This window comes from Lampropedia cohaerens, from assembly GCF_001005215.1.
GTDB lineage: Bacteria > Pseudomonadota > Gammaproteobacteria > Burkholderiales > Burkholderiaceae_C > Lampropedia > Lampropedia cohaerens.
The window spans coordinates 98,763-111,370 of sequence record NZ_LBNQ01000019.1 but is presented as its reverse complement, the minus strand read 5'-3'; the positions used below and the strand labels follow the sequence as shown (position 1 = coordinate 111,370).

The 12,608-nt window shown below is 62.5% G+C and carries 10 protein-coding genes; 9 read left to right on the top strand and 1 reads right to left on the bottom strand.

The window, feature by feature from the left end:
• Positions 1 to 102 precede the first annotated feature (102 nt).
• Genes aceE through lpdA form a run of 3 tightly spaced genes read left to right on the top strand, consistent with a single transcriptional unit; the run spans position 103 to position 6,285 of the window.
• Positions 103 to 2,838, top strand: coding sequence for a pyruvate dehydrogenase (acetyl-transferring), homodimeric type (gene aceE, locus AAV94_RS05010; RefSeq protein WP_046741226.1), 2,736 nt, complete (start codon positions 103 to 105; stop codon positions 2,836 to 2,838).
• 18 nt (positions 2,839 to 2,856) lie between these two features.
• Positions 2,857 to 4,479, top strand: a complete 1,623-nt coding sequence (gene aceF / locus AAV94_RS05005) for a dihydrolipoyllysine-residue acetyltransferase (RefSeq protein WP_046741225.1) — start codon at positions 2,857 to 2,859, stop codon at positions 4,477 to 4,479.
• Between the two features lie 15 nt (positions 4,480 to 4,494).
• Complete coding sequence (gene lpdA, locus AAV94_RS05000; protein WP_046741224.1) at positions 4,495 to 6,285, top strand: dihydrolipoyl dehydrogenase; 1,791 nt, start codon at positions 4,495 to 4,497, stop codon at positions 6,283 to 6,285.
• Between the two features lie 156 nt (positions 6,286 to 6,441).
• Here lpdA and mog read toward each other — a convergent pair whose 3' ends face one another.
• Positions 6,442 to 7,047 carry a molybdopterin adenylyltransferase gene (mog, locus tag AAV94_RS04995; protein ID WP_046741223.1) on the bottom strand — a complete coding sequence of 202 codons (606 nt, stop codon included), beginning with the start codon at positions 7,045 to 7,047 and terminating at the stop codon, positions 6,442 to 6,444.
• An 844-nt stretch (positions 7,048 to 7,891) separates the two neighbouring features.
• On the opposite strand from mog, the gene AAV94_RS04990 reads away from it, so the two are divergent.
• The 6 genes from AAV94_RS04990 to nuoF are packed head-to-tail and all read left to right on the top strand — an operon-like array spanning position 7,892 to position 12,603.
• Positions 7,892 to 8,251 carry an NADH-quinone oxidoreductase subunit A gene (locus AAV94_RS04990; protein WP_046741222.1) on the top strand — a complete coding sequence of 120 codons (360 nt, stop codon included), beginning with the start codon at positions 7,892 to 7,894 and terminating at the stop codon, positions 8,249 to 8,251.
• A gap of 44 nt (positions 8,252 to 8,295) precedes the next feature.
• Positions 8,296 to 8,775 (top strand): NuoB/complex I 20 kDa subunit family protein, encoded by a 480-nt coding sequence (locus AAV94_RS04985; protein ID WP_046741221.1) that lies wholly within the window; start codon positions 8,296 to 8,298, stop codon positions 8,773 to 8,775.
• Positions 8,776 to 8,778: 3 nt separating this feature from the next.
• Entirely contained in the window at positions 8,779 to 9,414 is a 636-nt protein-coding gene (locus tag AAV94_RS04980) for an NADH-quinone oxidoreductase subunit C (protein ID WP_046741220.1), read from the top strand.
• 32 nt (positions 9,415 to 9,446) lie between these two features.
• Complete coding sequence (locus AAV94_RS04975; protein WP_046741219.1) at positions 9,447 to 10,700, top strand: NADH-quinone oxidoreductase subunit D; 1,254 nt, start codon at positions 9,447 to 9,449, stop codon at positions 10,698 to 10,700.
• Entirely contained in the window at positions 10,697 to 11,185 is a 489-nt protein-coding gene (nuoE, locus tag AAV94_RS04970) for an NADH-quinone oxidoreductase subunit NuoE (protein WP_046741218.1), read from the top strand. Before AAV94_RS04975 ends, nuoE begins: the two co-directional genes overlap by 4 nt.
• A complete protein-coding gene (gene nuoF / locus AAV94_RS04965) occupies positions 11,182 to 12,603 on the top strand; it encodes an NADH-quinone oxidoreductase subunit NuoF (protein ID WP_084824748.1) in 1,422 nt (473 codons plus the stop codon). Before nuoE ends, nuoF begins: the two co-directional genes overlap by 4 nt.
• The last annotated feature ends 5 nt before the right edge of the window (positions 12,604 to 12,608 follow it).

Below are 12,608 nucleotides of genomic sequence, written 5' to 3'. Positions count from 1 at the left end.
CCGCTGCAGTGCTGCAGCAGAGGGCATGAGGCAAGCGCATGCCCCGAGTGCATTCACAGCGATGGCCAGCACAGAAATGGTTTTAATCATTTGGAGACGTTCATGAGCGACAAATCCAGCGCGAAGCAGCAAGCTATTTCGGCCCTGACTGCCGCCGACACTGACACCCAGGAAACCCGTGAATGGCTGGACGCGCTGTCCGCCGTGATCGATCGCGAAGGCGCCGAGCGCGCGCATTTCCTGATCGAGCAGCTGCTCGAACACGCCCGCCAGAACAGCATTGATCTGCCGTTCTCTGCCAATACCGGCTATGTCAACACCATTGAGCCGGACCAGGAGGCGCGCTCGCCAGGCAATCTGGAGCTTGAAGGCCGCCTGCGCGCCTACATGCGCTGGAACGCCATGGCCATGGTGGTCAAGGCCAACCGCCTGCATCCGGAAGACGGAGGAGATCTGGGCGGGCACATTTCTTCTTTCCAGTCGCTGGCACACATGTTTGCCGCCGGCTTCAACCATTTCTGGCACGCCGATGACACCGACAGCGGCGGTACGCATGGCGGCGACTTGCTCTACATTCAGGGCCACAGCTCGCCGGGCATTTATGCGCGCGCCTTTCTGGAGGGACGCTTGACCGAGGAGCAGTTGCTGAACTTCCGTCAGGAGGTTGATGGCAAGGGGCTCTCCAGCTATCCACACCCCAAGCTGATGCCCGATTTCTGGCAGTTCCCCACCGTCTCGATGGGGCTTGGGCCGTTGATGGCTATCTATCAGGCACGCTTTCTGAAGTATCTGCATGCGCGCGGTATTGCCGACACCAGCCAGCGCAAGGTTTGGGTGTTCTGCGGCGATGGTGAGATGGATGAGCCGGAATCGCTGGGCGCCATCAGCATGGCCTCGCGCGAGGGGCTCGACAATCTGGTGTTCGTTGTCAACTGCAACCTGCAGCGCCTGGATGGTCCGGTGCGTGGCAACGGCAAGATCATCCAGGAGCTGGAAGGCGAGTTCCGCGGCTCGGGCTGGAATGTCATCAAGCTGATCTGGGGCAGCAACTGGGATCCGCTGCTGGCGCGCGACAAGGATGGCGCGCTGCGCAAGGTCATGATGGAGACGCTCGACGGCGACTATCAGGCGTTCAAGGCCAACGACGGCGCGTTTGTACGCAAGCATTTCTTCGAGCGTGACCCGCGCGTGGCCAAGCTGGTCGAGCACATGAGCGACGAGGACATCTGGGCGTTGCGCCGTGGCGGCCATGATGCGCAGAAGGTCTATGCGGCCTTCCACGCGGCCCACCACAACACCACCGGCCTGCCGACGGTGCTGCTGGTCAAGACCGTCAAGGGCTATGGCATGGGCAAGAGCGGCGAGGGCAAAAATACCGCCCACCAGACCAAGAAGCTCTCCGATGACGACATCCGCTACTTCCGCGATCGCTTCAACATCCCGATCCCGGACAGCGAGCTGCCCAAGATTCCGTTCTACAAGCCTGCCGATGACACGCCGGAAATGCAGTATCTGCACGAGCGGCGCAAGGCCCTGGGCGGCTATCTGCCCAAGCGGCGTACCCGTTCGAGCGAGCAGTTCACGATTCCGTCGTTGGAAGTTTTCAAGGCGGTACTTGAGCCCACCGCCGAGGGGCGCGAGATTTCCACCACGCAGGCCTATGTGCGGTTTCTGAACCAGCTGTTGCGTGACCAGGCCCTCGGCCCGCGTGTGGTGCCGATCCTGGTCGACGAGGCGCGCACCTTCGGCATGGAGGGGCTGTTCCGCCAGATCGGCATCTACAACCCCAAGGGCCAGCTCTACACCCCGGTCGACAAGGACCAGGTGATGTACTACAAGGAGGACAAGGCGGGCCAGATCCTGCAGGAGGGCATCAACGAGGCAGGCGGCATGGCCTCGTGGATTGCTGCGGCGACGTCGTACTCGACGAACAACCGCATCATGATCCCGTTCTACGTGTTCTATTCGATGTTCGGCTTCCAGCGCGTGGGCGACTTCGCCTGGGCCGCTGGCGACATGCAGGCGCGCGGCTTCCTGCTGGGTGGAACCTCCGGGCGCACCACTCTCAATGGCGAGGGCCTGCAGCACGAGGACGGTCACAGCCACATCCTGGCGGGCACCATCCCCAACTGCGTCAGCTACGACCCGACGTTCGCGCACGAGGTGGCGGTCATCATGCACGACGGCCTCAAGCGCATGGTCGAGAAGCAGGAGAACGTTTTCTACTACATCACGCTGCTCAACGAGAACTACGCCATGCCGGGGCTGATCGCTGGCACCGAGCAGGAAATCATCAAGGGCATGTACCTGTTGCAGCCCGCGGCTGAGGACAAGCAACTGCGCGTGAATCTGCTGGGCTCGGGCAGCATTCTGCGCGAGTCGATCGCCGCCAAGCAGTTGCTTGAGTCCGAATGGAACATCGGCGCGGATGTCTGGAGCTGCCCAAGCTTCAACGAGCTCACGCGCGAAGGCCAGGATGCCGAGCGCTGGAACATGCTGCATCCGACGCAGACGCCACGTGTGCCGTTTGTCACGCAGCAGCTTTTGCGCACGCAGGGTCCGGTGGTGGCCTCGACCGATTACATGAAGAACTACGCCGATCAGATCCGCGCCTTCATTCCGCAGGGGCGCAGCTACAAGGTGCTGGGCACCGACGGCTTTGGGCGCAGCGACTTCCGCTACAAGCTGCGCGAGCACTTCGAGATCAACCGCCACTATATCGTCGTGGCCGCGCTGAAGGCGCTGGCGGAAGAGGGTGCTTTGCCGGTCGCGAAGGTGGCCGAAGCCATCGAGAAGTATGGCATCAAGGCCGACAAGATCAACCCGCTGCACGCGTGATGGGGCAAGGAGACGAACATGGCGATTACAGACATCAAGGTTCCTGACATCGGCGACTTCGACGAGGTTGCCGTGATTGAGGTGCTGGTCAAGGAGGGCGACACCGTACAGGCCGAGCAGAGCCTGATCACGGTCGAATCGGACAAGGCGTCGATGGAGATCCCGTCCAGTCACGCAGGCGTGGTCAAGGCCGTCAAGGTCAAGGTCGGCGACAAGGTCAGCGAGGGCAGCGTGATCGTCCAGCTTGAAACCGAGGCCGCTGCCGATACCGCCGCTTCCGCTCCTGCCGCGCAGCCTGCGGCGCCGGCGCCCGCAGCTGTCCAGGCGCCTGCCGAAGCTCCCGCAGCGCAGACGGTCGAGGTGCGCGTGCCGGACATCGGCGATTTCAGCGACGTGGCGGTCATTGAGGTACTGGTCAAGGAAGGTGACACCGTCAAGGCCGAACAGAGCCTGATCACCGTCGAGTCCGACAAGGCTTCGATGGAGATCCCCTCCAGTGCGGCCGGCGTGGTCGAGTCGCTGGCCGTCAAGGTGGGTGACAAGGTCAACAAGGGCGATCTCGTGGCAGTACTCAAGGGCAGCGCCGCCGCTGCGCCCGCTGAACCTCCCGCCGCACAGCCGCCCGCTGCTGCTGCCGCACCTGCTGCAGAGGCCCCCGTTGCTGCGAATGTCCCTGTTGCTGCGCACAGGCCCGCCGAAACGCCGCCGAGCAGCAAGCTGCCGCATGCCTCGCCGTCAGTGCGCAAGTTCGCGCGCGAGCTGGGTGTTCCGCTGGAGCAGGTCAAGGGCAGCGGACCCAAGGGTCGCATCACGCAGGAGGACGTGCAGAACTTCGTCAAGTCGGTGATGGCGGGCTCGTCGGCAGCGCGTTCCACCAGTGGATTGTCGGGCGCTGGCGTGGGGCTGGAGCTGCTGCCCTGGCCCAAGGTCGATTTCGCCAAGTTCGGCGAGATTGAGACCAAGCCGCTGTCGCGCATCAAGAAGATTTCGGGGGCGAACCTGGCGCGCAACTGGGTGGTGATTCCACACGTCACCAACAACGAGGAAGCGGACATCACCGAGCTGGAAGCGCTGCGCGTGCAGCTCAATGCGGAAAACGCCAAGGCCAAGAGCGACGTCAAATTCACGTTGCTGACCTTCCTGATCAAGGCAACGGTGGCGGCGCTCAGGAAATTCCCCGAGTTCAACGCCTCGCTCGATGGCGACAACCTGGTCTACAAGAAGTATTTCAACATCGGCTTTGCGGCCGATACGCCTAACGGGCTCGTGGTGCCCGTCATCAAGCATGCAGACCAGAAGGGGTTGACCGAGATCGCGCGGGAAATGGCCGAGTTGTCGGCCAAGGCACGCGCAGGCAAGCTGGGCCCGGCTGACATGACCGGTGGGTGCTTCTCGATTTCCTCGCTGGGAGGCATTGGTGGCACCCACTTCACGCCCATCATCAACGCGCCGGAGGTGGCCATCCTCGGGGTCAGCCGTTCGGCCATGAAACCGGTGTGGAATGGCAAGGAGTTCACGCCGCGGTTGATGTGCCCGCTGTCGCTGTCCTACGACCACCGCGTCATCGACGGTGCTGCTGCGGCACGCTTCAATGCCTATCTGGCACAGGTTCTGGCGGACTTCCGCCGTGTGATGCTGTAAGAAGGGAGACCGAACATGGCAGATGTGCAAGTCAAGGTCCCCGATATCGGCGATTTCGCGGAAGTGACCGTGATTGAGGTGCTGGTCAAGGAGGGCGATACCGTGCAGGCCGAACAAAGCCTGATTACGGTTGAGTCCGACAAGGCCTCAATGGAGATTCCCTCCAGCGCCGCCGGCACCGTCAAGGAACTCAAGGTCAAGCTGGGCGACAAGGTCAGCGAGGGCTCGGTGATTCTCGTGCTCGAAGCCGAGCAGAGTCAACCTGCAGCCGCCGGCCCGGCGCCACAAACGGCACCGGCGCCAGCGCCATCGGCGCAGAAGGCTTCCTCGCCCGCTCCGGCTGCAGCCAGCTTTAACGGCGATGCCGATGTGCAGTGCGACGTACTGGTGCTGGGGGCCGGCCCCGGCGGGTATTCCGCGGCATTCCGTGCCGCTGACCTGGGTCTGCGCGTCGTATTGGTCGAGCGTTACCCAACGCTCGGCGGCGTGTGTCTGAACGTTGGATGCATACCGTCCAAGGCGCTGCTGCATGTGGCCGCGGTGATGGACGAGGCCAGTCATCTTGCCGATCTGGGCGTGCGCTTTGCCAAGCCCGAGGTCGACGTCGACAAGTTGCGCGCACACAAGGAAAAAGTCGTTGCCAAGCTCACCGGTGGTCTGGCCGCGATGGCCAAGATGCGCAAGGTCACGGTGCTGCGGGGCAAGGGCACGTTTGTCGGTGCCAACCAGCTGATGGTGCAGCTGGAAGCTGGCGGCAGTCAGACGGTGGCGTTCAAGCGCGCCATCATTGCCGCAGGCTCCGAGGCAGTGAAGCTGCCGTTTCTGCCTGATGACCCGCGTGTCGTCACGTCGACCGGCGCGCTGCAGCTGCGCCAGGCGCCCAAGCGCATGCTGGTGATCGGTGGCGGCATCATCGGGCTGGAGATGGGCACCGTCTACTCCAGTACGCTGGGCACGCGCCTGGATGTGGTGGAGATGCAGGATGGCCTCATGCAGGGAGCGGACCGGGACCTGGTCAAGGTCTGGCAGAAGATGAATGCGGCCCGCTTCGACCACATCATGCTGCAGACCAAGACCGTGGCTGCCGAGGCCACGCCCGAGGGTATCAGGGTCCGCTTCGAGGGTGCCGGTGCGCCAGCCGAGCCGCAGACCTACGATTTGGTGCTGCAGGCAGTGGGGCGCACGCCCAACGGCAAGCGCATCGATGCCGAGAAGGCCGGTGTGGCGGTGGGTGAGCGCGGATTCATCGATGTGGATGCGCAGATGCGCACCAATGTGCCGCACATTTTTGCCATTGGCGACATCGTGGGACAGCCCATGCTGGCGCACAAGGCGGTGCACGAGGCGCATGTGGCTGCCGAGGTCATCGCTGGCGAATTACTGGGGGATGAAAAGCTCGCCAAGTCCGCGTTCGATGCGCGCGTGATCCCCAGCGTGGCCTATACCGACCCGGAAGTGGCTTGGGTGGGCCTGACCGAAGAGCAGGCCAAGGCGCAAGGCATCAAGGTCCAGAAAGGTTTGTTCCCCTGGAGCGCGTCGGGCCGTGCCATCGCCAATACACGTGATGAAGGCTTTACCAAGCTGCTGTTCTCTGAGGAGACGCATCAGATCGTCGGTGGCGGCATCGTTGGCACGCATGCGGGCGACATGATCGGCGAGATTGCCCTGGCCATCGAGATGGGCGCGGATGCGGTGGACATCGGCAAGACCGTTCATCCGCACCCGACGCTGGGCGAGACCATCGGCATGGCGGCAGAGGCCTTTGAAGGCGTTTGCACCGACCTGCCGCCTGTCAGGAAGCGCTGAGCCGGATCGCCCCGGCACCAGGGGTGTCCGATGCGCTCCTGGCCTCAAAGGCTCCTTTTTGGGGCCTTTTTCATGCCTATTCCCATTTCTGGCGATGCGTGTGTACGTTCCACGCGCATGCGGTTGCGCGCAGGGCAACGCGGCACACCGGAAGGCTCACTTCTGCTTGGGTCGGAACGCCTCGCATACCTGCGGATCGGTGACGACGTAGGTGGCACCGATGAGATCCAGACAGTAGGGCACGGCGGCGAAGATGCCCTGGACCAGCGTCTTGCCAGTATCGGCATCGCGCAGGCCTCCAAGCGTCTCCGCAATGGCACGGGGGCGGCCCGGGAGATTGAGGATCAACGCCTGCCCGCGAATGACGCCGACCTGCCGCGACAGGATGGCGGTGGGCACGAAGTGCAGGCTGATCTGGCGCATTTGCTCACCAAAACCGGGCAGCACGCGCTCGGCCACTGCCAGTGTCGCATCGGGGGTCACGTCGCGCGGCGCCGGTCCGGTGCCACCGGTCGTCAGGACCAGGTCGCAGCGCGCGCTGTCCACCAGTTCCTTCAGCGTTGCCTCGATCTGCGCCTGCTCGTCGGGAATTAGCCGCGGCAGAAATTCGATCGGATTGAGAATGGCGCTTTGCAGCCACTCGCGCAGTGCAGGAATGCCTTCATCCGCGTAGGTGCCGGCGCTGGCACGATCACTGGTGGACACCAGGCCGATGCGCACGGTGGAAAGCGTTGTCGCAGCCTTGGCAGGCGATGTATTCATGGGTTCACTCAAAGGGGCAGTTGCAACAAGTGACGCTGTAGGCCCATGGAATGGACTGGCGCGTCGCCATGACAGGGGGCAACTCTAAGGCAAACCGCCGCCCCCTGGGCGTGCGGGGTTCTCCAGCCATCGCCGGTGACTGCTGCACGCGCGGGCAACCCGGGGAGCCAGCCTGCGGCTGGACGCATGCCCCAGGCTGTCTTGCCTGGGGTCCCGAGCTGTTCGAGCGGGCGCATTCGTCTTGCTTGATGGAGTGCACGGCGTCTCAAAAGATGCGGTGCAGATTGCCTATAACGCTGACTGCGTGGACACAGCGGGCCTTACCAGCGCGGCGTGCCAGGCGCGGGTACGGGTAGTCTTGATTCCTGGTGTCGCATAGGTGACAACAATTGGTGGATGGCGGAGGTCTGCCACGTTCTGCGTCGGCCAAGCGCGGCTGGATTCAGACTAAAAAAGTCGACTTTTTGTTACTTCCTTACCGCCTCTAACTCAGCCTAACTGCTGCGATTTCACAGGCATTGGCGCCTGGCGCAAAGCGAGATGGAATGCCTCCATCTGAGATTAATTCTCATTTGCTGTCAGGTATTTACGTCTGTTTTCGTCTGTTCGAAAGCCCGGTCTGCATCCGCTAGAATGCTCCGTTGAGCACATCGGGTTCCTGTAAGGGTTTTCATGGTGTGCAGCTTCGAGTGGCCGTGCTGAGAGACAGCGTACAACGTCGGCACGGCGCATTGAACGAGGCAGGTGGAGCGGAAGCGCCCGGAGCGCTTCTTGAATAATTCCAAAAGTTCCGAAGGACACATGCCATGTCGTCGCTTCGGAACCGACACGATGGCGTCTACCCATGAATCTCGAAGAATATCTGCCGGTTTTGCTCTTCATCATCGTTGGCGCAACGATCGGCGCGTTGCCTCTCGTGCTGGGATGGATACTGGGGCCAACCCGTCCTGATCCGGCCAAGAACTCTCCCTACGAGTGTGGCTTCGAGGCGTTCGACGACGCGCGCATGAAGTTCGACGTGCGCTATTACCTCGTCGCGATTCTGTTCATCCTGTTCGATCTCGAGATCGCATTTCTTTTTCCGTGGGCAGTAGCGCTGCACGACGTGGGTCTGGTCGGCTTCGTGACAGTGCTGATTTTTCTGACCATCCTGGTCGTGGGTTTCGCCTACGAATGGGCCAAGGGTGCCCTGACCTGGGAATGATTCTGGTCCCCCGGTCGACGCGGTTCGGCCAAAGGAGTGCATAAATGATTGAAGGCGTCCTCAAGCAGGGCTTTGTCACCACGACCTACGACACGGTGGCGAACTGGGCCAAGTCTGGCTCACTGTGGCCGATGACATTCGGCCTGGCGTGCTGTGCGGTGGAGATGATGCACGTGGCGGCGGCTCGTTATGACATTTCCCGCTTTGGCGCGGAGGTGTTCCGTGCCAGTCCGCGCCAGGCGGATCTGATGATTGTTGCCGGCACCCTGTGCAACAAGATGGCGCCGGCCTTGCGCAAGGTCTATGACCAGATGGCCGAGCCCCGCTGGGTGGTGTCGATGGGTTCTTGCGCCAATGGTGGCGGCTACTACCACTACAGCTACTCGGTGGTCCGGGGTTGTGACCGGGTGGTGCCGGTCGATGTCTATGTGCCGGGATGTCCCCCGACGGCTGAGGCGCTGCTCTACGGGATTATCCAGTTGCAGCAAAAGGTGCGCCGCACCAACACGATTGCACGGGTGTAAACCATGGTAGCCAATCATCCAGTCCTGCGGCCACGCGATGTGGCCATCCGTCCGGAAATCCTGCGTGCCACCATCGAGGCCGCGGTTGGAGCGCTGGCGCGCAGCGTGCATCTGTCGCTTGACCAGGTCGTCATCGATGTCAAGGCCGAGCACTACTTGGCGCTGATGCGGCGCCTGCAGCAGGCGCCCGAGTGCAAGTTCGAGATTCTGGTGGACTTGTGCGGCGTCGATTATTCCGAGTACGGCAATGGCGCGTGGGAGGGGCCGCGTTTCGGTGTGGTGGTGCAGCTGCTGTCGATCACCCTGAACCAGCGCGTGCGGGTGCGCTGTCTGGCCGAGGATGACGAGTTGCCCATACTGCCGTCACTGACCGGCATCTGGCGCTCGGCCAACTGGTTTGAGCGCGAAGCCTTCGACCTGTTCGGCATCCTGTTCGAGGGCCATGATGACCTGCGTCGCATTCTCACGGACTACGGCTTCATCGGTCACCCGTTCCGCAAGGATTTTCCGCTCTCCGGACATGTCGAGATGCGTTACGACGAGGCGCAGCGACGCGTTGTCTACCAGCCCGTGACGATCGAGCCGCGCGAGACGACGCCGCGCGTGATCCGCGAGGAGAAATACGGGAGGCTGCACTGATTGCGGCGCTGCCGCATTGGTGAGATTGGACTATGGCTGAAATCAAGAACTACTCGCTGAACTTCGGGCCCCAACATCCGGCCGCACACGGGGTGTTGCGCCTGGTGCTGGAACTCGACGGGGAGGTTGTGCAACGCGCCGATCCCCACATCGGTCTGCTGCATCGCGCGACCGAGAAACTGGCCGAGCACAAGACGTACATCCAGTCGCTGCCGTACATGGATCGACTGGACTACGTCTCGATGATGTGCAACGAGCATGCCTACTGCCTGGCCATCGAGAAGCTCTTGGGTATTGAGGTCCCATTGCGGGCGCAGTACATCCGCGTCATGTTTGCCGAGATCACGCGCATCCTCAACCACCTGATGTGGCTGGGTGGCAATGGCAACGATGCCGGCAGCTCGACCATTCTCATCTACGCCTTCCGCGAGCGTGAGGACCTGTTCGACATGTATGAGGCTGTCTCTGGCGCGCGCATGCATGCCGCCTATTTCCGTCCCGGTGGCGTGTATCGAGATCTGCCGGACTCGATGCCGCAGTACAAGGCTTCCAAGGTCCGCAACAAGCGCAGTCTGGAGGCCATGAACCGCAACCGCCAAGGCAGCTTGCTGGACTTCATCGAGGATTTCACGCAGCGCTTTCCCAAGTGTGTTGACGAGTACGAGACGCTGTTGACCGACAACCGAATCTGGAAGCAGCGCACTGTCGGCATTGGTGTCGTGAGTCCGGAAGATGCGCTCAACCTGGGGATGACCGGGCCGATGCTGCGTGGCTCAGGCATTGCTTGGGACATGCGCAAGACGCAGCCCTATGACGTTTACGACCGCGTCGAGTTTGACGTGCCGGTAGGGGTGTCTGGCGATTGCTACGACCGCTATCTGGTGCGCATGCAGGAAATGCGCGAGTCCAACCGCATCATCAAGCAGTGCGTGGACTGGCTGCGCGCCAATCCGGGCCCTGTCATCACCGACAACCGCAAGGTGGCACCGCCACCGCGCGCGGCGATGAAATCGGGCATGGAAGACCTGATTCACCATTTCAAGCTGTTTACCGAAGGCTTCAAGGTGCCCGAGGGTGAGACCTACGCTGCCGTCGAGCATCCCAAAGGCGAGTTCGGCATCTACATCATCAGCGACGGCGCGAACAAGCCATACCGGCTGAAGATTCGCGCGCCGGGCTTTGCGCATCTGTCGGCCATGGATGCGATGGCGCGTGGCTACATGCTGTCGGACGCGGTGATGATTCTGGGCTCGCTGGATATTGTGTTTGGGGAGGTTGACCGATGATCACCGAAGCCACCATAGCGCGGTTTGCGCGCGAGGTCGCCAAGTACCCGCCGGAGCGCAAGCAGTCGGCCGTGATGGCGTGCCTGTCGATCGTGCAGGAAGAGCAGGGCTGGATCAGCCAGGAGAGCGAGGCGTTCATTGCCGAGTATCTGGAAATGCCCGAGATCGCGGTGCACGAGGTCACGACGTTCTACAACATGTACAACCAGCAGCCAGTCGGCAAGTTCAAGCTGGCTGTCTGCACCAATCTGCCCTGCCAGCTGCGCGGCGCCAAGGAGGCGCTGCACCATCTGGAAGAGCGCCTGAAGGTGCACATGGGCGACACCACGGCCGATGGCCTTTTCACGCTGCAGCAGTGCGAATGCCTGGGTGCCTGCGCCGATGCGCCGGTCATGCTGGTCAATGACCGCGACATGTGCAGCTTCATGAGCAACGAGCGCCTCGACGAACTGGTCGACGTGCTGCGCGAGGAGGCCAATTCATGAATCTGCATGACAAGCTGAAACGGTTCAAGGCAACGGGTCGTGAGACCTGCTTTCACGGCCGCCACATCAATCCGCAGATCTACGCCGAACTCAATGGCGAGAACTGGCGTCTGGCCGACTACGAAAAGCGCGGCGGCTACAGCGCGCTCAGAAAGGTGCTGGGCAAGGACGGCGGCGCCGGGCTGTCGCAAGACGACATGGTCGCGCTGCTCAAGGCATCGTCGCTGCGCGGGCGGGGCGGGGCGGGCTTTCCTACCGGTCTGAAATGGAGCTTCATGCCGCGCAGCTTTCCCGGCCAGAAGTACGTGGTGTGCAATTCCGACGAGGGGGAACCCGGCACCTGCAAGGACCGCGACATCCTGCTGTACAACCCGCACATCGTCATCGAGGGGATGATTCTCGCTGGCTACACCATGGGCGCCAGCGTGGGTTACAACTACATCCACGGCGAGATCTTCGAGGCCTACGAGCGTTTCGAGGAGGCGCTGGAAGAGGCCCGGGCAGCCGGCTACCTGGGCGAGGACATTCTTGGCAGTGGCTTCAACTTTCAACTGCATGCCCACCACGGGTTTGGCGCCTATATCTGTGGCGAGGAAACCGCGTTGCTCGAGTCGCTCGAGGGCAAGAAGGGCCAGCCGCGCTTCAAGCCGCCGTTTCCGGCAAGTTTCGGTCTGTATGGCAAGCCCACAACCATCAACAACACCGAGACATTTGCTGCTGTGCCATGGATTGTGCGCAACGGCGGTGAGGCCTACTTGGCGTGCGGCAAGCCCAACAATGGCGGCACCAAGATCTTCTCCGTCAGCGGTGACGTGCAGTGGCCAGGCAACTACGAGGTTCCGCTGGGCACGCCGTTTGCCAAGCTGCTGGAGCTCGCTGGCGGCATGCGCCCTGGCCGCACGCTCAAGGCCGTGATTCCGGGTGGGTCCTCCTCTCCGGTTATTCCGGCCGACATCATGATGGAGTGCACGATGGACTACGACTCCATTGCCAAGGCCGGCTCGATGCTTGGCTCTGGTGCGGTCATCGTGATGGACGACACCCGCTGCATGGTCGAGGCGCTGGCGCGGCTGTCTTACTTCTATGCGCACGAGTCCTGCGGCCAGTGCACGCCATGCCGCGAAGGCACGGGCTGGCTGTCGCGGGTCGTGCACCGCATCCTGGAAGGGCAGGGGCGTCCAGGGGATCTTGAGCTGCTCGACAACGTTGCCGGCAACATCATGGGGCGCACCATCTGCGCCCTGGGCGATGCGGCAGCCATGCCGGTGCGAGCCATGCTGAAGCACTTCCGCCATGAGTTCGAGGCCAAGATCGCAGCCGCCGCGCCCGCGCCGGTAACCGCGCCGCTGCAGCCTGGCCTGGCTGGTGCACTGGCCGCAGCTGCGGCTGCAAATGCCGCCGAACGCGCGGCAGCTTGAAGGAG

Coding starts and splice junctions, on each gene's coding strand:
- aceE (WP_046741226.1), top strand. CDS start 103: ATGAGCGACAAATCCAGCGCGAAGCAGCAAGCTATTTCGGCCCTGACT.
- aceF (WP_046741225.1), top strand. CDS start 2,857: ATGGCGATTACAGACATCAAGGTTCCTGACATCGGCGACTTCGACGAG.
- lpdA (WP_046741224.1), top strand. CDS start 4,495: ATGGCAGATGTGCAAGTCAAGGTCCCCGATATCGGCGATTTCGCGGAA.
- mog (WP_046741223.1), bottom strand. CDS start 7,047: ATGAATACATCGCCTGCCAAGGCTGCGACAACGCTTTCCACCGTGCGC.
- AAV94_RS04990 (WP_046741222.1), top strand. CDS start 7,892: ATGAATCTCGAAGAATATCTGCCGGTTTTGCTCTTCATCATCGTTGGC.
- AAV94_RS04985 (WP_046741221.1), top strand. CDS start 8,296: ATGATTGAAGGCGTCCTCAAGCAGGGCTTTGTCACCACGACCTACGAC.
- AAV94_RS04980 (WP_046741220.1), top strand. CDS start 8,779: ATGGTAGCCAATCATCCAGTCCTGCGGCCACGCGATGTGGCCATCCGT.
- AAV94_RS04975 (WP_046741219.1), top strand. CDS start 9,447: ATGGCTGAAATCAAGAACTACTCGCTGAACTTCGGGCCCCAACATCCG.
- nuoE (WP_046741218.1), top strand. CDS start 10,697: ATGATCACCGAAGCCACCATAGCGCGGTTTGCGCGCGAGGTCGCCAAG.
- nuoF (WP_084824748.1), top strand. CDS start 11,182: ATGAATCTGCATGACAAGCTGAAACGGTTCAAGGCAACGGGTCGTGAG.